Origin of the sequence: Dyadobacter sp. CY327 (assembly GCF_021390415.1) — a bacterium.
GTDB classification, from domain to species: Bacteria; Bacteroidota; Bacteroidia; order Cytophagales; family Spirosomataceae; genus Dyadobacter; species Dyadobacter chenhuakuii.
The window spans coordinates 238,279-257,418 of sequence record NZ_JAJUXJ010000004.1 but is presented as its reverse complement, the minus strand read 5'-3'; the positions used below and the strand labels follow the sequence as shown (position 1 = coordinate 257,418).

The 19,140-nt window shown below is 46.2% G+C and carries 12 protein-coding genes; 8 read left to right on the top strand and 4 right to left on the bottom strand.

Annotation, left to right across the window (positions count from 1 at the left end; all coding sequences use genetic code 11):
• The first annotated feature begins 36 nt into the window (after window positions 1–36).
• From cmk to odhB, 6 genes are all read left to right on the top strand, one after another.
• Window positions 37–744 carry a (d)CMP kinase gene (gene cmk, locus LZG74_RS12680; RefSeq protein WP_026631641.1) on the top strand — a complete coding sequence of 236 codons (708 nt, stop codon included), beginning with the start codon at window positions 37–39 and terminating at the stop codon, window positions 742–744.
• Window positions 698–1,816 carry an FAD-binding oxidoreductase gene (locus LZG74_RS12675; protein WP_233796943.1) on the top strand — a complete coding sequence of 373 codons (1,119 nt, stop codon included), beginning with the start codon at window positions 698–700 and terminating at the stop codon, window positions 1,814–1,816. The genes cmk and LZG74_RS12675 overlap by 47 nt, the downstream gene beginning before the upstream one ends.
• Window positions 1,817–1,832: 16 nt before the next feature.
• Entirely contained in the window at window positions 1,833–5,057 is a 3,225-nt protein-coding gene (locus LZG74_RS12670; protein ID WP_233796942.1) for a hypothetical protein, read from the top strand.
• Window positions 5,058–5,156: 99 nt separating this feature from the next.
• Entirely contained in the window at window positions 5,157–6,080 is a 924-nt protein-coding gene (locus LZG74_RS12665; protein WP_233796941.1) for a PorP/SprF family type IX secretion system membrane protein, read from the top strand.
• 112 nt (window positions 6,081–6,192) lie between these two features.
• Complete coding sequence (locus tag LZG74_RS12660) at window positions 6,193–8,955, top strand: 2-oxoglutarate dehydrogenase E1 component (protein WP_233796940.1); 2,763 nt, start codon at window positions 6,193–6,195, stop codon at window positions 8,953–8,955.
• 50 nt (window positions 8,956–9,005) lie between these two features.
• A complete protein-coding gene (odhB, locus tag LZG74_RS12655) occupies window positions 9,006–10,640 on the top strand; it encodes a 2-oxoglutarate dehydrogenase complex dihydrolipoyllysine-residue succinyltransferase (RefSeq protein ID WP_233796939.1) in 1,635 nt (544 codons plus the stop codon).
• A gap of 95 nt (window positions 10,641–10,735) precedes the next feature.
• Here odhB and LZG74_RS12650 read toward each other — a convergent pair whose 3' ends face one another.
• Both LZG74_RS12650 and dtd read right to left on the bottom strand, forming a co-directional pair.
• A complete protein-coding gene (locus LZG74_RS12650) occupies window positions 10,736–11,065 on the bottom strand; it encodes a nucleotide pyrophosphohydrolase (RefSeq protein ID WP_233796938.1) in 330 nt (109 codons plus the stop codon).
• A gap of 87 nt (window positions 11,066–11,152) precedes the next feature.
• Window positions 11,153–11,605, bottom strand: a complete 453-nt coding sequence (dtd, locus tag LZG74_RS12645; protein ID WP_233796937.1) for a D-aminoacyl-tRNA deacylase — start codon at window positions 11,603–11,605, stop codon at window positions 11,153–11,155.
• A gap of 111 nt (window positions 11,606–11,716) precedes the next feature.
• Here dtd and LZG74_RS12640 point away from each other — a divergent pair, with 111 nt between their 5' ends.
• On the top strand, window positions 11,717–13,144 hold the full coding sequence (locus tag LZG74_RS12640; RefSeq protein WP_233796936.1) for an L-serine ammonia-lyase: 1,428 nt from the start codon (window positions 11,717–11,719) through the stop codon (window positions 13,142–13,144).
• Here the strand turns inward: LZG74_RS12640 and mgtE are convergent.
• Both mgtE and rsmA read right to left on the bottom strand, forming a co-directional pair.
• The gene (gene mgtE / locus LZG74_RS12635; protein ID WP_233796935.1) at window positions 13,141–14,493 is read right to left on the bottom strand and encodes a magnesium transporter; all 1,353 of its coding nucleotides are present in this window, start codon (window positions 14,491–14,493) and stop codon (window positions 13,141–13,143) included. The genes LZG74_RS12640 and mgtE overlap by 4 nt on opposite strands.
• 68 nt (window positions 14,494–14,561) lie before the next feature.
• On the bottom strand, window positions 14,562–15,368 hold the full coding sequence (rsmA, locus tag LZG74_RS12630; protein ID WP_233796934.1) for a 16S rRNA (adenine(1518)-N(6)/adenine(1519)-N(6))-dimethyltransferase RsmA: 807 nt from the start codon (window positions 15,366–15,368) through the stop codon (window positions 14,562–14,564).
• Window positions 15,369–15,449: 81 nt separating this feature from the next.
• On the opposite strand from rsmA, the gene LZG74_RS12625 reads away from it, so the two are divergent.
• Complete coding sequence (locus tag LZG74_RS12625; RefSeq protein ID WP_233796933.1) at window positions 15,450–19,064, top strand: PAS domain S-box protein; 3,615 nt, start codon at window positions 15,450–15,452, stop codon at window positions 19,062–19,064.
• Window positions 19,065–19,140 lie beyond the last annotated feature (76 nt).

Here is a 19,140-nt window from a genome sequence, read left to right as displayed (position 1 = left end):
CTTTCTTCTATTTTTGCAAATACAAGATTCATCCATATGCCCAAAATAATTGTTGCGATTGATGGCTATTCCAGCTGTGGCAAAAGCACAACTGCGAAACTGGTTGCAAAGCAGCTGAACTACCCTTATATCGACACCGGTGCTATGTATCGGGCTGTTACACTGTATTTTATACAAAATCACGTCAGCCTTACCAATCCCAAAGAAACTGAAACAGCGCTGAGCAACATTCACATTTCCTTCCGCAGGCATGCCGAACTGGGGCGTAACGACACTTACCTGAACGGGCTCAATGTAGAAGATGAAATCCGCAAAATGTATGTTTCTGAAAAGGTGAGCGATGTGAGTGCGATCGCGGAAGTAAGGCACGCGCTGGTGGCGCAGCAACAGCGCATGGGCAAAACCAAAGGCATTGTTATGGATGGCCGGGACATCGGGACCGTCGTTTTTCCGCAAGCGGAATTAAAGATTTTCATGACCGCTGATCCGCTGATCCGCGCGCAAAGAAGGCAACTTGAATTACTCGAAAAAGGAGAGCTGATAGGACTGCCGGAAATTGCCGAAAACCTGAGAATGCGCGATCACATTGATACTACCCGTGCAGAAAGTCCGCTGCGGCAAGCAGCAGATGCTGTTTACATCGATAATTCCCTGATGACGCTGGACGAGCAGGTTGAAATGGTTGTCAGGTTGGCCGATGAGCAGATCGGGTTGTCACTTCGCCGAAGAGCGAGCCGGGCCTGATATGGAAGAGCACGATTATGACTATCTGATTGTAGGGCAAGGCATTGCGGGCACTTCGCTGGCCATGCATTTATTGGATCTTGGTAAAAAGATCTTAATAGTAAACGATTCACGAGCACCTTCTTCCTCAAAAGTTGCGGCGGGGATATTTAATCCTTTAACCGGTAAAAAGCTGGTAAAAACCTGGCTGGCGGACGACCTCTTTCCCTATGCAAAGGGCTTCTATGGTTATCTTGAAGCAATATTTGGTGAGAAATTTGTGCATCCCGCACCTATTTATCGACCATTCCGCTCGATAGCCGAACAAAACACTTATCTCGCCCAGACAGCCGATCCGAAAATCGCTTCCTATATAAAGCAGGACGGAGATTCCGCTGATTTATCCGATTATATTCATGCCGACTACGGCGGTTTAGAAGTGATCCGGTCTGGCTGGATTGACCTGCCTGTGTTATTGGATCAAAGCAAAAATTATTTTCTGGAATACGGAATGCTTGTTGATGAAGCATTCGATATCAATGCATTGTCTGTTTCAACGGATGGGATAGTTTGGAAAGACAAGACATTCGGAAAGCTGGTTTTATGTCAGGGATTCAAGGCTTTGGAAAACGACTTTTTCAACTGGCTTCCTTTTACGCCGGTGAAAGGGCAAATCCTGGAAATTGAAACGGAAGTTGCCTTGCAAGACTACATTGTGAACCAGGGAATTTTCATGTTTCCGGTGGCTGAAAAAGTAAGCCGGGTAGGAGCCACTTATTCCTGGGATCCGCTGGATTGGGAGCCCACAGAAGAAGCCACTGCTGAACTGAAAGAAAAGCTCAGTGCGCTGCTGAAAATACCCTATCATATTCGCTCGGAAGTGGCCGGCATCAGGCCGTCTGTAAGGGATCGCAGGCCGTTGATCGGTGTGCATCCTGCATACCATAATGTTGCTATTTTCAATGGATTAGGCACGAAGGGTGTTACGCTGGCGCCATTTTTTGCAAATGAGCTCGCCCAACATTTGGAAAACGGTAAAGAATTGAATCCGCTAGTTAATATTCAGCGGTATTTTTCGTTATATTTCCGTTGAAGTCAGCCTTAGCACTATGAGCATAAAATCTATATACAAGTTAACCTTTTCGGTCGGTCTTTTAGCGGTTTTAGGATTATTTACCGAATCAGTAGCGCAACGCTACCCCTCCCAGGAAACATTTGGAAAGAACAGGGTCCAGTACAAGACCTTTAACTGGAAAATATTCAGAACAACCAATTTCGAAATCTATCACTACCAGGGCGGAACTGCGCTTGCCAAGCTGACGGCGCAATATGCTGAAAGTGAATTTGATAAGATCACCGATATCCTGGGCTGGACTCCTTACAGCCGTGTAAAAATCTTTCTTTACAATTCTCCTGCCGAGTTGGAACAGAGCAACATGGGGCTGTCCACATTGGATAACCTTAATGAGCAGAAACTGGATCTTTCCCAGTCGCGGGTAGAAGTTGCATACACTGGAAACCAGGTCACATTTCGCCAGAAACTGGTAAAAGACATTAGCCTATTGTTTGTCTACGACATGCTTTACGGAGGAAATATGAAGGAAGCGCTGCAAAGTTCATTGCTGCTGACGCTACCAGAATGGTTCATGTCAGGAACTGCTGCCTACATTGCAGAAGGCTGGTCGCCGGAATTGAATGATTACATGCGTGATTTTTTCAAAAACCGCAATGTGCGTAAGCCGACATTAATGACTGGCAATGACGCTACACTAATCGGCCACTCCATTTGGAATTACATTGCTGAACGCTACGGAAAAGACAAGATTTCAGATATCCTGAACCTTACCCGCATTATCAGGACCGAGCAAACCAGCATTACCAGCACCTTGGGAATTCAGTCTTACAACCGTTTTCTACGTGATTGGAAAGCGTATTATTTAAACCAAAACAAAAACGCCGAGCAGTTTTACGCTGATCCGGCTCCAACCTGGAAATATAAGCTGAATGAATTCGGCGTTTCCGATGCAAGCGCCGTGATTAAGGTGTCTCCGGATAAGAAATTTACTGCCGTCAGTGAGATCAAGAATGGTCGTTACAGGGTTTATTTGTTTGATAGTGAGACCGGTAGTAAGAAAATCGTTCGTCAGGGCAAGCTTGATTTCATAGGTGGAAGGGTGAAAACGCAGCCACCGCTTTTAGGCTGGTCCCGGAATAATGTGTTATCGATCCTGGCTACTGAAAATGACCGCAAGAATTTTTATCAGTATGAAAACCTGGGCACGAAAAAGGTCAAGGTGAAGCTGAAACGAAATATTCGTGGTCTGGATCAGATTGTGGATATGGATGTTTCGCATGACGGAACAATGCTTGCCGTAAGTGCGGATAAGGGCGGACAAAATGACCTTTATCTGATCAGCGTTGCGCGGGCTTCTGCATTGCCATTAACCAGCGATCTTTACGATGATCTTTCCCCACGTTTCGTGCAAGGATCGTCGCGCAGGGTGGTTTTCTCTTCAAACCGATCTGTGGATTCGCTGGGAACCGGCGATAAGGGAAATTACAAATCAATTTCGGGCTCATTTACGATTTTCGAGCATGATGGAACGCCCAAGTCGGACAATCTACTGAAACTCGTTCAGGCGGATGGAAAAACCAAGATACTGCCGGTTTATGCGGACGAAAATGACATTGTTTACATCTCCAATGAGAAAGGCGTAAGCAACCTTTTTAAATTTAACCGTGCAAGCAATACAAATTCCCAGCTCACCAACTACATTCAAGGCATCAGAAATGCGGATTTGACAACCAAGTCGGGTGGAGGATTGGCTTACACTTATTTGAACGACGGTTATTACACAGCGGCTTTCAAAAATGGTTTTAATATCAATGCAACAGTAAACACACCGCCATTGACCAATGGTGCTGCTGCGGCTGCCCCGGCTGGAACATCAGCTGCTGGTGCAACAACAGGCCAGAAAGCAGATTCTGCACAGCAGGCAAAACCTGCCGGAATGCCTAAAATCGCTCTGAAAGAAGGCGAAGTGGATACCGATAATTACGAATTTGACGAGGACGTTCTGAAAGCTTTCGAATCAAAACAGCGCCGGGGAACATTCCCGACATCGCCAAGCACATTGTCGAGGTCCAAAGCGACAAGGGAGAACATTGCTATCAAAGGGCCATATCCTTACAAAGGCTTATTCATTACCAATGACGCCAATTCGGACTGGCGCATCGACCCGATCAGAGGATTTGGTTACGCTCAGTCCATTTCGATGAATGATCTGCTTGAAAACCATGTGATCAAAGCAGGACTTTTCATTTCCTCGAATTTCCGCAACAGCGATCTTTTTGCAGAATATAATAACAATACATACCGCATTGATTTCGGGCTTCGCATTGACAGAAAAAGCCTTTACGTTGATTCTGAGGGAGCGCCGCAGAAATACCGGTTTAACCAGCTGATGTTTACGGCATCCTATCCATTTTCGACGACAAGCCGCTTCTCGCTTTCCCCGATGTTCAGCTCTACACGTATGATCGATGTGTATTTGCTGCCAAATCCTGACCTGGCCTCCAACTATGGCGGTTTGCGGAGTGAATATGTGTTTGATAACACGCGTGTAAACGGTATGAATATGATGGAAGGAACGCGTTTCAAGATCCGTTATGACCTACAACAAGGCCTGTCAAATGGCAATGAAAGTTTCAACCGCGTAAGCCTCGATTTTCGTCATTACCAAAAAATCCACCGCGACCTGATCCTGGCGGTTCGTGCTTCGGCGAGTCATTCGGGTGGTAAGGCGCCAAAACAGAACATTCTGGGTGGGATGGAAAACTGGATCGGAAACAAGAAGGAAGTACGCACCGGTGACAACCCGCTCGATTTCCAAAAAGACAACCGCGACATTTTCTTCGCAGATTTCGCCACTAATTTGCGAGGCTTTAAGCTGAACCGATTATCCGGAACAAGCTATATGTTGCTGAATGCCGAATTGAGAATTCCATTGGTGAAATATCTTTATCGCGGTGCGATCACTTCCAGCTTCCTGCGCAACTTCCAGATCGTCGGTTTTGGCGATATCGGAACTGCATGGACGGGTAAGGGGCCATTCAGCGAAAACAACAGTTTGAATACGCAAATCATTGGAAGCGAGGAAGATCCTTTCCGTGCAACGGTTACCAACTTCAAAAATCCGTATTTAATGGGTTATGGAGTAGGCGCCAGAACGACGTTATTCGGCTTTTATGCTAAGTTTGATTACGCCTGGGGTGTCGACAACGGTTATACAAATAAGGCCGTTCCTTACGTGACATTAGGCTATGATTTTTAATTAAAAAATCAGTATAAATTTTAAATTCACGGTTCTTATTGGTGGCAAGGGATAACCTCTCTTGCCATTTTTAGTTAGTAATTGATTTAAATGAATCTCATGAACACACAACTTTTCCGGATCAGATTAAATGTTTGCCTTTTGCTGTTGGCAGCCGCAAGTTCACAGCCTGTTTTGGCGCAAAGAGAAGTCCTTTACGAACAATACGTGCAAAGCCCGATGACCATTAACCCCGGCTTTACAGGTGTGCGGGAGACTTTCAATATGACGGCAATGTTCCGCAGAAAATGGTTTAACATTCAAAACTCCCCATCCAGTCAGACATTCACCGCAGACGGGACCGTTGCCAATGGCAAGTTTGGAATAGGCTTTATGGCATTGAATGACCAGACGAGTTTTTTCACTACCACGGGCTTTTCCGGCTCGTTCGCCTATCATCTCGGTATTTCGGACAATTGGAAGCTCGGGCTTGGTGCGCAGGGTGGAATTAATGTGCTTCCGGTTGTGGATTTGAGCTCTCCCAGGAATAATACGGTGTTAGGAAGTTTCGGAATCGGGGCATGGCTGCGTTCGGATCGTCTGTATTTCGGGATATCAAAACCGGAACTATTGACACAGAATTTCGGCAATCAGGCAATAACCAGCGTTTATCGTCGTCCCTTATATATAATGGCTGGTGGCAGTTACTATCTAAATGATGATCTGATGATATTGCCGCACGTTCTGTTTGTCCAGGAGAAGGACCATGCATTGCGTTTCGACCTGGGCAGCAGGTTTTGGTTTAATGAAAAAGTCGGCATAGGGGCGTCATACCGCATTGGGGGCGGATATCAGTCTTTTTCGCAGAAAGTGGATTATTTGCAGATCTCGGCAGAAGTGCAGGCAGGAAAGAATATCAGATTGGGATATTTTTACAGCACGCGCCAGGTTGAGCAACTTTACGCCAACTATTCCGGCCCGAAAGGCATACATGAACTTATGCTGAAATTTGTCCCGAGTCCGAACGGGTTTCAGAAAAACTAGTGCGGCTGGACGGTCAGAGATCGTTTTTGGCCTAAGTTAAAAGGATAATTTATTCGTAATGTTTTAATAAGTCTCGTACCTTTGTGCGGTAAATGAAATACTCACTTTTGTGATGGATAAATACACATATATAGCAAATTCCGACGGCGCTTACATAGAGGAATTGTACAATTCCTATAAGCAGAATCCAGCTTCAGTAGACGAAGGCTGGCAGAAATTTTTTGAAGGCTTTGACTTCTCACAAAAGTATCCTGTCAACGGCAACGGCCACGCGAACGGCGCTGCTAATGGCAAGGAAGCAGCCACAATTTCGAAAACCGATCCCTCCCGTATCCGCAAGGAAATGGAAGTTGTTCACCTAATCCGTGGATTCAGGTCAAGAGGCCACTTACTGGCAACTACCAACCCCATTCAAAAACGCAAGGATCGTCAGCCTCAGTTAGATATCGCTGATTTTAATCTTGGGAATGAAGATTTGGACACGGTTTTTGAAGCAGGCGTTGAGCTTTTCGGTCGTCCGGCATCACTGCGTGAAATCGTCGATTCGCTTAAAACGATTTATACAAGAAACATTGGTTTCGAATATTTATACATCCGTGACCGCGAGCAAAAAAGCTGGTTGCGCAAGAAAATTGAGAAGGAAGCATTGAATATGAGTTTCTCGATTGATGAGAAAAAACATATTCTTTCAAAGCTGAACGAGGCGGTTGTTTTTGAGAATTTCCTTCACACAAAATATTTAGGTCAGAAGCGTTTTTCTCTGGAAGGTGGCGAAACTACCATCCCTGCATTGGACGCGATGATCAACAAGGCTGCTGAGATGGGCGTTGTTGAAGTGATGATCGGGATGGCACACCGTGGCCGTCTGAACGTGCTTGCCAACGTGATGCAGAAAACTTACGGCCAGATCTTCAACGAGTTTGAAGGTAACTTGCCGGATCAGGTTTGGGGAGACGGCGACGTGAAATACCACATGGGTTTTGCGAGCCAGATCACAACCAAGAATGGTGAAAAAGTACACTTGAAACTGGCACCTAACCCATCTCACCTTGAAGCCGTTAACCCGGTTGTAGAAGGTTATATCCGCGCACGCGCCGATGGCATGTACGACAGTGATTACGACCGCGTTCTGCCTGTTCTGATTCACGGTGATGCAGCGGTTGCCGGTCAGGGGATTGTTTATGAAGTGACCCAAATGTCTGCTTTAAATGGCTACTACACAGGTGGGACCATTCACTTTGTGATCAATAACCAGGTTGGTTTCACAACAGACTTCATTGACGCAAGGTCCAGCATTTACTGTACAGACATTGCTAAGATTGTGGATGCGCCTGTTTTACACGTAAATGGGGATGATCCTGAGGCAGTTGTGTTCTGTATGCGACTGGCTGTGGAATATCGTCAGACGTTTAATAAGGACATTTTCATTGATATGGTTTGCTATCGTCGTCATGGTCACAACGAGGCGGACGAACCGAAATTTACGCAGCCGGTTCTTTACAAATCCATTGAGAATCACCAGAATCCGCGGGAGATTTATCAAAAAACGCTTTCAGATCGCGGCGATATAGACGCGCAGCTGGCGGCTAACATGGACAAAGAGTTCAAGCAGCTTTTGCAGGAGCGCTTGGATATGGTGAAGCAAAAAGCATTGCCATATATCATGCCGAAACTGGAACAGGAATGGCACACATTGCGCAAATCGAGGCCGGAAGATTTTGAAAAATCGCCTGAAACCGGTGTTCCATTGGAAACATTGGAAAAGATCGGGAAGGCATTGATCAGCACGCCTGAGAATTTCAGCCGTCTGAAACAGATCGATAAGTTGCTCAAAGATCGTGAGCAAATGATTTTTGATAAAAAAGAAGTAAACTGGGCAACAGCCGAATTGCTTGCTTACGGTTCCATTCTTACGGAAGGGAACATTGTCAGATTAAGCGGCCAGGATGTGCAGCGCGGAACATTCTCTCACCGTCATGCGGTGCTCAGGGATGTGGAAACGAATGCAGCTTATAATAGTTTACAGCATATTCAGGAAGGTCAGGGGCCGTTCATGATCTATAACTCGCTGCTATCAGAATACGGCGTTTTAGGTTTTGAATTTGGTTATTCCATGGCAAACCCTAATGCATTGGTGATCTGGGAAGCACAGTTTGGTGACTTTGCAAATGGTACGCAGGTGATCATTGACCAGTTTGTTACTTCAAGTGAAACGAAATGGGATCGCTGGACAGGATTGGTAATGCTGCTCCCTCATGGATATGAAGGCCAGGGGCCGGAGCACTCCAATGCACGGCCGGAACGTTATTTGCAGCTTTCTGCTAATTACAACCTGATTGTAGCAAATGTAACAACGCCTGCAAACTTCTTCCACCTGATGCGCAGGCAGTTGAAATTCCCGTTCCGCAAGCCTTTGGTAGTAATGTCGCCAAAGTCGATGCTGAGACATCCATTGTGTGTTTCGCCGATCGACAGCCTTGTTAACGGCTCGTTCCAGGAAACGATAGGAGACACTTTTGCAGATCCGAAAAAGGTGAAAAAAGTGTTGCTGTGCACAGGAAAGCTTTATTATGAGCTTTACGAAAAACAGCAGACAGACAAGCGCGACGATGTTGCCATTATCCGTCTTGAACAAATGCATCCGTTCCCGCAGACGCAGATTGATGCACATTTGGCACAATATACCAATGCAAAAGTATATTGGGTGCAGGAAGAACCTTTCAATATGGGTGGCTGGACATTCATGCTGAGAATGTACAAAGGCGCAAATCCATTGCAGGTAATTGCCCGCGAATCAAGCGCTTCTCCTTCGACCGGTTTCTCGAAAATCCATGCGAAAGAGCAGGCAGAGATTATTAGCAGAGCTTTTGAATGATATTCCTATAAAATTTAGACACTTAGTTCGATAACAAGATTGCACATAAAATGGCTGAAATTGAGATAAAAGTACCGCCCGTTGGCGAGTCCATTACAGAGGTTACAATAGGGAATTGGTTCAAAAATGATGGCGATTTTGTGAAAATGGATGAGGTCATTTGTGGACTTGATTCGGATAAAGCGACATTTGAACTGACAGCAGAAGCAGAAGGCACCCTGCACATTAAAGCGCAGGAAGGCGATACGCTGAACATTGGCGACCTGATTGCAACCATCGATTCAGCCGCGAACGGTGCATCGAAAGATACTGCTCCGAAACAGGAAGCTGCCCCTGCTGCCAACGCCGCTGCACCAGCTGCGTCCGCCGCTGAGGAACCAGCTGCCGATAAAATTGAAGACAAAGCAGGTGAACCAGCCGCTGTTGCGCCAGCACAAGCTGCTGCCGCTCCTGCAGGAGGTGGGAAACCATATGAAATGAAAGTTCCGGCAGTAGGAGAGTCTATTACGGAGGTTACCATTGCTTCATGGAGCAAAAAAGACGGTGATCACGTAGAAGTTGACGAGATCCTATGCGAACTTGAATCGGATAAAGCAACATTTGAATTACCCGCAGAAGCAGCAGGAACGTTGCGGATTGTTGGAAAAGAAGGTGAAACGTTGTCCATTGGTGCGATCATTTGCACCATTGAGCCGGGAGCCGGCGGGGCACAGGCATCCGCAGGATCTTCCCAGCAAGCTGCTGCACCAGCCGCGGAGACAGGCGGATCAGATAAAGCATACAGCGAAAAACACGCATCACCTGTTGCTGCCAAAATTTTAGCTGAAAGAGGAATTGATCCGAAAGACGTGAATGGTTCAGGATCAGGCGGACGCATTATGAAAGACGATGCATTGAAAGCAGGCAGTAAACCAGCTGAAACTGCTGCACCGTCACAATCAGCTGCTCCGAAACCTGCAGCACCTGCCGCAGCGCCAGCCGGAGCAAGAGGTCAGCGTCGTGAGAAAATGTCTTCACTGCGTAAGACCATCGCACGCAGATTGGTTGCAGTGAAAAATGAAACGGCCATGCTTACCACGTTCAACGAGGTGGATATGAAGCCGGTTATGGACGTACGTTCGAAATTCAAAGATAAATTCAAAGAGAAGCATGAAGTTGGTTTAGGCTTTATGTCATTCTTTGTGAAAGCAGTAACCGTTGCGTTGAAAGACTTCCCGGTTATTAATGCCTATATGGACGGCGATGAGCTGGTTTACAATGATTATGCAGACATTTCGGTGGCAGTTTCTACGCCTCGCGGCTTGGTTGTGCCTGTGATCCGCAATGCTGAAACATTGTCATTTGCAGCAGTTGAAAAAGAAATCGTTCGCTTGGCCGTTCGCGCACGGGATGGAAAACTTGGACTGGATGAAATGTCCGGTGGAACATTCACGATCACCAACGGAGGAACATTCGGTTCGATGCTTTCAACACCGATCATCAATGCACCGCAGTCAGCGATTCTGGGAATGCACAACATTGTTGAACGCGCAGTTGTGGTGGACGGCCAGATCGTTATCCGTCCTATTATGTACGTGGCACTTTCTTATGACCACCGCACCATTGACGGTAAAGATTCTGTAAGCTTCCTGGTTCGCGTGAAGCAGCTTCTGGAAGATCCAATGAGATTATTGCTGGATATGTAATTCAAGCATTGCATTATAAATGAAGAAGAGAGCCTGGGCAACCGGGCTCTCTTCTTGTTTTTAGAAGAAATTGAGAATCAACATTACAAGCATATCTAGTCAATTAACTTCTCATTATTCTTATGCCGGTCCTTATCGCGTTCCGTTTTCTTCGCCATGTTTTTTTCAAAAGCCTCGGTCAGGTTAACGCCCGTTTGATTAGCAAGGCATATCAGCACCCACATTACATCCGCCATTTCATCGCCCAGGTCTTTGCCCAAATCCGATTTCTTGAAGGACTGATCTCCATATGTCCTCGCCATAATGCGGGCAAGTTCTCCTACTTCTTCCGTCAGGATCGCCATATTAGTCAATTCAGAAAAATAACGGACGCCATAGGTTTTGATCCAGTTGTCAACTTGTGTTTGGGCTTCTTGGATGGTCATGGGGTTAATGAGTGAATTTTGAATGAGTGAATGTTTGAGTGATATGATATTTGATTCTGACTATGTGATTGCTGATTGCCTTTTATCTCAAATCCTGTTTTTTGAATCTATGATGATGGTTACTGGCCCGTCATTGAGCAATGCCACTTTCATATCGGCACCGAAGATTCCACGTTGGATGGGTTTTTCTATTTCTTTTTCCAGAAAGGTGATCATTCCTTCGTAAAGTGGGGTTGCTATTTCAGGTCTGGCTGCTTCGATGAAGGAGGGCCGGTTTCCCTTTTTTGTGCTCGCATGCAGCGTGAACTGGCTGATCAGCAAAATGTCCCCGTCCACAGCTTTGAGGTCAAGATTCATCTTATCATCACTATCCCCAAACACCCGCAGACCAACAATCTTCCTGCCCAGCCACTCGATATCTTCCTGACTATCAAGATGTGTAATGCCTAATAAAACCAGAAAGCCCTTTTGTATTTCCTCTTCAACTTTTCCTTCAATTGTAACAGAAGCGCTGCTTACGCGCTGGATTACTGCGATCATTTGATTATGCTTGAATATTCGAATACCGTAAAGGTAACCCAAGAATTTCCAAGTTTCCAAAACCTCAAAAAGTCTCGCTAACTTTACAAAGGTCAAGTCAACTATCCAAAAATGAAAGAAGAACGCATATCCGTTTTTGATATTTTTAAGATTGGGATTGGGCCTTCTAGTTCGCATACGATTGGGCCCTGGCGGGCGGCTCAGCAATTTTTGCAGGCTGTTCAGGCGAAGGATGCCTTGGACGAGGTGCGGGCGGTTGACATTCATCTTTATGGTTCACTGGCCAAAACGGGTAAGGGGCATGGGACGGATATTGCGGTGATCCTGGGTTTGAGCGGTTATGATCCGGTTACGGTGAAGACAGAACATATTGATGAGATCCTGGCTGAAATTGCCACAAAGGAATGCATCGTGCTCCCCGGTGACTTACAGGTGGTTTTCTCTCCTAAGGAGAACATTATCTTCTATAAAAACGAGACACTTCCATTTCATCCCAATGGCCTCACATTCATTGCAAACTGCGGAAACAAAGGCTTGATTGAAGAATCATATTACTCGGTAGGCGGCGGTTTCGTGATTCAGGAGGGCAAGGCGGGGGACGAGGTGAAGCCATGCGTGGATCTTCCTTACCCAATCGACCAGGCTGCGGATTTGCTGAAATGGCATCATGCTTCACAAAAATCGATTTGGGAGATTGTTTTAGAAAATGAAAAAGTTTGGAAAGACGAAAAACTGGTAAGAAGCAATTTAATGAACATCTGGCACGTGATGCAGCAAAGCATTTTCCATGGTTGCCAGACGAACGGTGTTTTGCCGGGTGGTTTGAATGTGCAGCGGCGGGCGGCAGCATTAAACGAGAAGCTATTGAAAGACTTTGTTTGCGCTGGCTGTGACGACTGGATGGACGCGATCCGCCGGAGCGGTGCGGGGTTTAGCTATACATTGGATTGGGTAAGTTGCTTTGCCTTAGCAGTTAATGAAGAAAATGCATCATATAGCAGGGTTGTTACTGCGCCAACAAACGGGTCGGCAGGAGTGATTCCGGCGGTGATTCAGTATCATCTTACTTTTTGCGGAGGGACGGAGGAAGATGTGTTTCGGTTTTTACTGACAGCCGGTGAGATTGGGAGTATTTTTAAAAAAGGAGCCACACTTTCGGCTGCTATGGGCGGTTGTCAGGCTGAAATTGGCGTTTCTTCGGCTATGGCTGCTGCTGGATTGGCGCAGGTTTCCGGTGGCACGGTTGAACAATGTTTGATGGCTGCTGAAATCGCGATGGAACATCATCTGGGCCTTACTTGCGATCCTGTGGGCGGTTTGGTGCAGATTCCCTGCATTGAGCGGAATACAATGGGAGCGATTAAGGCGATTACTGCCTGTCAGCTAGCTTTGCAAAGTAACCCGGATAATGCGAAAGTTTCACTGGACAATGTGGTGCATACCATGTGGGAAACGGCACTGGATATGAATAATCGCTATAAGGAGACGTCGGAAGGCGGGTTAGCGGTGAATATTCCGATTAGTTTGAGTGAATGTTAAAGATTCAGCAGCAAATGTGCCAGCCCGAAATATACGCCGTAGCCGATGAGGTCGTTGGCTGTGGTGATGAAGGGGCCGGATGCTACTGCGGGGTTAATGCCTATTTTTTCAAGTAAAATCGGTGTCATGGTCCCCATAAATGAGGCGAGGAAAACGACGGACATTAATGCTGCCGAGACGACCAATGCCAATTGTATATCGTTGCCAATCAAAAGATTAAATCCGAAAACAATGGTGCTGATGATAATGCCATTGATAAATGCAACGGCAAACATTCTGATCAGTCGCTGCCCAACCGTTGTGTCCAAGCCGGTTTTATCAGCCAGACTTTGAAGAATAATAGAAGAGGTTTGAATGCCCACATTCCCGCCGGTGGATCCGATAATAGGAATAAATGCCGCCATAGCGGGAATAATTTTCAAATCTCCTTCAAAAAAACTAATAAACTTTGCGGCCAGAATTCCTCCCATCATGCCCACCAGGAGCCACGGTAAACGTGCTTTGGTCTGCTGCCAGATTGTATCGTCCTCTTCCACATCACCCGTAATACCCGCCATCGCCAATGTGTCCGAGCTGGCTTGCTCTGTGATCACGTCGATCACGTCATCAATGGTGATCCGGCCCAAAAGTTTTCCCTGCACATTTACAACAGGCAGTGCGTCAAGGTCGTAACGCTGCATGAGCTCGGCTACTTCTTCGGCCGGGCGGTAAGTTTCCACGAAAATCACATCTTTGTCATACAGACTTTCAATGCGCGTATTTTTATGTGCCAGGACGATTTTTTTAAGTGAAAGAAGGCCTAGCAGTTTGCCAAAATCATCAACAACGTAAACCGCATACACTTTCCCAACATCCTCTGCTTGCTTACGGAGCTCTTCAATACATTGATTTACATTCCAATTGACATTGGCTTTTACCAACTCTTTCTGCATCAAACCACCCGCCACATCTTCGTCGTAATGCAGCAGATCGAGGATAAAACGCGCTTGTTCGCGGTCTTCCAGCAAGGCAATCACTTCTTCGCGAACACGGATAGGCTGCTCGTTCAGCAAATCCACCGCATCATCAGAATCGAAAAGATTGACAAAATGAGAGATTTCTTCTGACGTGAATGCTTTCAAAAACTCACGACGTTCATTCGGATCCATATCCGCCAGGATTTCCGCCCCGCGTTCCACATTCAGCTGCGTGATCAGGAATTTGGCACTCTCTGTTTCCAGCTCTGACAAAAGACCGGTGATATCTGCCGGAAAAAGGCTCTCCGTTTCCCTCCTGATGGAAGCAGAATCCTGTTTTTCAATCAGTTCCAGAATGTGCTCTACGTAATCTTTGGTTAATTCAAACGTCATTGGTCACTTAGCTTTTAGCAATTAGCAGAATGGCTCCTAGCTACATTATATACTATCAAAAGGCATTTTCAGATTTGCGGCTGCAAATCCTGGGCAAGTCTGGTCAGCTCCACGAACTGCGCCACGCTCAGCTGCTCCGCCCGTTTGGTCAGCAGTGGATTTTCAGGAAATTCACCGATGGGTTTCAATGCATTGCGAAGTGTTTTTCTTCTTTGATTAAAAGCCGTTTTCACAACTCTGAAAAACATTTTTTCATCACAATCCAATGCTGCGACCGCATTCCTACGCAAACGGATCACGCCGGACTGCACTTTGGGAGGAGGATCAAATGCACCCGGAGGCACGGAAACCAGGTAATCTATATCATAAAATGCCTGCAATAGAACGCTTAATATACCATAATCCTTATTTCCCGGAGGCGATGCAATGCGCATAGCCACTTCTTTTTGCAGCATACAAACGATCTCGGGGATCTGATCGCGGATTTGTAATGCACGGAAAAAAATCTGAGAGGAAATGTTGTAAGGAAAGTTGCCAATGATGGCGAAAGGCTCTGAAAAGTAATCGGCCGGATTGAATTTCAGAAAGTCGCCTTCAATGATCCTGGGCGTGAGGTCTTCGTAATGTTTCTTCAAATAGGCAACAGATTCGGTGTCGATTTCAATCACGTGTGTGCTGAATGCATCTTTTGTGATCAGAAACTGGGTGAGGACGCCCATCCCGGGGCCGATCTCTAAAACCGTGCTGTAACCGTTATGTCCGGACAGTCCGTCGACGATCCGCTGAGCAATATTTAAGTCTTTCAGAAAGTGCTGGCCCAAATGCTTTTTGGCCCTTACTTTGGAATCGTCGCGCTTTTTATAATTTGTTTTCACGAACCAAAATTACGGCTTAATTCGTAGATTTATCGAATAAAGAATAGGAAGGAATCTTAAAAGTGCGATTATCAACTTACTATGGAATTGATCTTGTCCCAGACCGATTGGCAGACTATACACGCTACACTTCAGCATCTCAACCTGATTGGAATTACCTTTTCTCCGGACTTCATCATCCGTAATATCAGTGCGCATGCTTTGATGAAAACAGGCTGGCAGGAGTCGGACCTGGTGGGACACAGCATTTTTGACAGACTCATTCCTAAGGAAGAAGAACATGAAATCCGGCAGATGCTGGAAGAAGGCATTCAGGGAAAAAGGAAATTGGAACAGAGAGAAGTGCCTTTTCTAGCTCAAAAAGGAACATTAAGGACGTTTTCAATCAACAGCGTGCTCATGCACAGCGAGCACGACGAGGTGGAATGTGTGACATTGGTTGGTGATGACATCACCCGCCGCCGCCGAATGGAATCATCCATTGCCAAATCCAACTCGCAGTTACAGGATTTGGTGGACAACACCAGCGATCTGATCCAGCTGGTTGCGATTGACGGGAAATTTATATTTGTAAACAAAGCATGGCGCGAAGTGCTGGGTTACGGGCTCGACGAAATTGCGTCCATGCGGATGGAAGACATTCTGCATCCGCAGCATAAAGAGCAGGCACTGGCGCAGCTGAAACTGATTGAGCAAGGCTATTCCAATCCAAATTTTGAAACGGTTTTCCTTAGTAGGGAGGGAAAAAAGGTTTTTGTGGCAGGAAGTGTCAATTGCCGTTTTGATAATGGTAAACCAACTGCTTTCCGCTGCATTTTAAATGATTATACTGAAAAAATAAGGGCTGAAAAGGCGCAGAACCTGTATTATAGCATCGCCAACTGGACTGTTAACACACAGAATCTGGACGATTTTTACCACAGCATCCATGAAGAACTTGGTAAGATTATTGATGTAAAAAACTTCTTCATCGCGCTTTACGATCCAAGCAAAAGCTACATTTATTTCCCTTACTATATCGATCAGTATTTTAAAGGGAATGTAAAATTTACAAAAAGAAAGCTGGGTAATGGTTTGACGGAATATGCGATTGCGTCTAACAAACCACTGTTTCTGTCTGGTGAAAAAGTCGAAGAACTGGCTAAAACAAACAGTTTGCACCTATACGGCGTAACGCCAAAATTGCTCCTGTGCGTGCCCTTGCGCGTAGGCGACCGCGTCACGGGGATCATTGGTGTAAAATCCTATGATGATCCTAACATGTTCGATGCTAGGGATTTGGAGTTACTCGAATTCATTTCAGGGCAGGTCGCGATGGCGATTGCCAGGAAACAGAATGAAGAAGAACTGAGTAAATATCTGGCACGCCTGAATGCGATTTTTGACAGCAGTTCTCACCTGATCTGGTCGGTTAACAAATCCTTACAGCTAACTTCATTCAACAGGAATTACGCAGATCTTATTCAGAATCAGCTTGGTATAAGGCCTTCATTGCAGTCCAGTGCGGAGAAATTTGGCTGGCGAATGGTGGGCAACAGCAATCGCAGGACGCTGGAAACAAAATACAGGCAGGCTTTAAAAGGCGAGCCGCAATATTTTGAATTTAAAATAGACCGGAAAGGCGACGGCGAAATGTGGCTCGAATTTTACCTTAACCCCATTCATTATGCGGATGGCGTAATTGAGGAGGTTTCGGGCATCGCACGCGACATTACACGGCGTAAAGAGGCTGAGCTGTCACTGCGGCATAGTGAAGAGCTTTTTCGGGGGATTTTTGAAAATCTGCAAGACATTTATTGTCGGATTAACCGCCTGGGTGAGATTACCATGATCAGCCAATCTGTGTTGAAAAGGCTCGGTTACTTGCCGGGTGAAGTGATCGGACACAAGATCCTTGAATTTTTTCCAGATAAAAAACGGATACATTCAGCATTGATCCGGTTGAGGCGGAGCAAGAGCCTTCGCAACTTCGAGATCTCGCTTTACCGCAAAGACGGCACCGAAAGGCAGTTCATGATTAACATGCTGATGTTTACCAACGACAAAGGCAAGCCAACCGAAATTGCTGTGCTGGCGCGTGACATTACCGAATTGAAGCGTAACGAGCAGGAATTACTGAAAGCGAAAGAACATGCAGAGCGGTCATTAAAGGTGAAAGAAGGGTTTTTGGCCAATATGAGCCACGAAATCCGGACGCCGATGAATGGTGTGATCGGAATGATCGATTTACTGGGCGAGACTCCGCTGAATGTGGAGCAAAAGGATTACGTGCTGACAATCAAGCGCTCATCGGAAACATTACTGAACATTCTGAATGACATTCTGGATCTTTCCAAAATCGAGGCCGGAAAGATGGAATTGCACGAGGCGCCGATCGCGACGGAAGAGTTGTTGCTGAAATTGGTTTCGCTTTTCGGACAAACTGCTAAGAGTAAAGGAAATACGCTCACCTATCACATTGCCCCCGACATTCCGAAGTTCATCATTGCGGATCAAACCAGATTATTGCAGATCTTGTCGAACCTGACTTCCAATGCATTGAAGTTCACCGAACACGGGGCAGTTACTGTGTTCCTGACATTGGTTAAGAAGGACGGATTGTTTCATAAAATAAAAGTTGAGGTTCAGGATTCGGGCATAGGGATCAGTCCGATGGACCGGCAGATCCTGTTCACCTCATTTACACAGCTCGATAACTCTTCCCGTAAATCTTTTGGCGGAACGGGTCTTGGATTGGCCATTTCCAAGCAGTTGTGTGAGTTAATGCATGGGGAAATTGGTGTGGAATCGACCGTGGGAGAGGGGAGCACATTTTGGTTTACATTTGAAACAAAAGAAACTTCCATCGCTCAGGCCAGCACCATTGTGCAGATGGAGGAAACGCCGATTGAGAATGTTTTCACAGACTATCATCCGACCATTCTGCTGGTGGACGACAATGCGGTAAACCGGAAAGTGGCGAACGAAATCCTGAAAAAATCGGGTTGCTACGTGGATCTGGCAGAGAGCGGGTTTAAGGCGATTGAAATGGTGGAAGCGAAAAGGAAAGTTTCGGATGTGAGCTACGACATTATATTCATGGATATCCAAATGCCCGATATGGATGGCGTGGAGACTTCCCAGGAGTTGAAAAAGCGTTTCCCGGACACTATGCCGCCGATTGTGGCCATGACAGCCTATTCCATGAAAGAGGACCGTGACCGGTTTATGAGCCAGGGCATGGACGATTACATTGCCAAACCCATTCGCGCGCAAACATTGATCCTCAAAGTGAAAGATTTGCTGAGTAATGTGGAAAGCCGCAAATTGGAATCCAAACAGCGCGAAATTGCCCAGGAAGTGGTGTTGCCGATCTTGGACAAAGAAATCATCGATCAGCTGAACGGCATTGGCGGCCCGGATCTCGTATGGTCTGTGTTTGAAGATTTCGTTACAGAATCCAATGAGCTGGTTGCGGGTGCTTTGGAGGCATATGCCAGTGGGGACATTAAAACGGTGAAAAGTAATTTGCATACATTAAAGGGAAGCGGCGGAACTGTGGGCGTGGCACAGGTTGCTGAAATAGCGCGCGACGCGGAATGGCGTTTGAAATCGGATGATACGAGCACGCTCGGCGAGGCGCTTCCAAAGCTGGAAAAAGCTTATCAAAAATTCCTGGATGCGTATGAAGGGCTTTTAAAGGACTGGTTGAAGTGAATTTTCTCGTCGGGTAAATCCCGGCGTTGATCTATAAGTGTGGTGGTTTTATCGATTGTAGGGGTTTATTGCTGAG

What these genes read in the sequence shown, in the direction of transcription:
- cmk (WP_026631641.1), top strand. Translation starts at nt 37, where the DNA reads ATGCCCAAAATAATTGTTGCGATTGATGGCTATTCCAGCTGTGGCAAA.
- LZG74_RS12675 (WP_233796943.1), top strand. Translation starts at nt 698, where the DNA reads ATGAGCAGATCGGGTTGTCACTTCGCCGAAGAGCGAGCCGGGCCTGAT.
- LZG74_RS12670 (WP_233796942.1), top strand. Translation starts at nt 1,833, where the DNA reads ATGAGCATAAAATCTATATACAAGTTAACCTTTTCGGTCGGTCTTTTA.
- LZG74_RS12665 (WP_233796941.1), top strand. Translation starts at nt 5,157, where the DNA reads ATGAACACACAACTTTTCCGGATCAGATTAAATGTTTGCCTTTTGCTG.
- LZG74_RS12660 (WP_233796940.1), top strand. Translation starts at nt 6,193, where the DNA reads ATGGATAAATACACATATATAGCAAATTCCGACGGCGCTTACATAGAG.
- odhB (WP_233796939.1), top strand. Translation starts at nt 9,006, where the DNA reads ATGGCTGAAATTGAGATAAAAGTACCGCCCGTTGGCGAGTCCATTACA.
- LZG74_RS12650 (WP_233796938.1), bottom strand. Translation starts at nt 11,065, where the DNA reads ATGACCATCCAAGAAGCCCAAACACAAGTTGACAACTGGATCAAAACC.
- dtd (WP_233796937.1), bottom strand. Translation starts at nt 11,605, where the DNA reads ATGATCGCAGTAATCCAGCGCGTAAGCAGCGCTTCTGTTACAATTGAA.
- LZG74_RS12640 (WP_233796936.1), top strand. Translation starts at nt 11,717, where the DNA reads ATGAAAGAAGAACGCATATCCGTTTTTGATATTTTTAAGATTGGGATT.
- mgtE (WP_233796935.1), bottom strand. Translation starts at nt 14,493, where the DNA reads ATGACGTTTGAATTAACCAAAGATTACGTAGAGCACATTCTGGAACTG.
- LZG74_RS12625 (WP_233796933.1), top strand. Translation starts at nt 15,450, where the DNA reads ATGGAATTGATCTTGTCCCAGACCGATTGGCAGACTATACACGCTACA.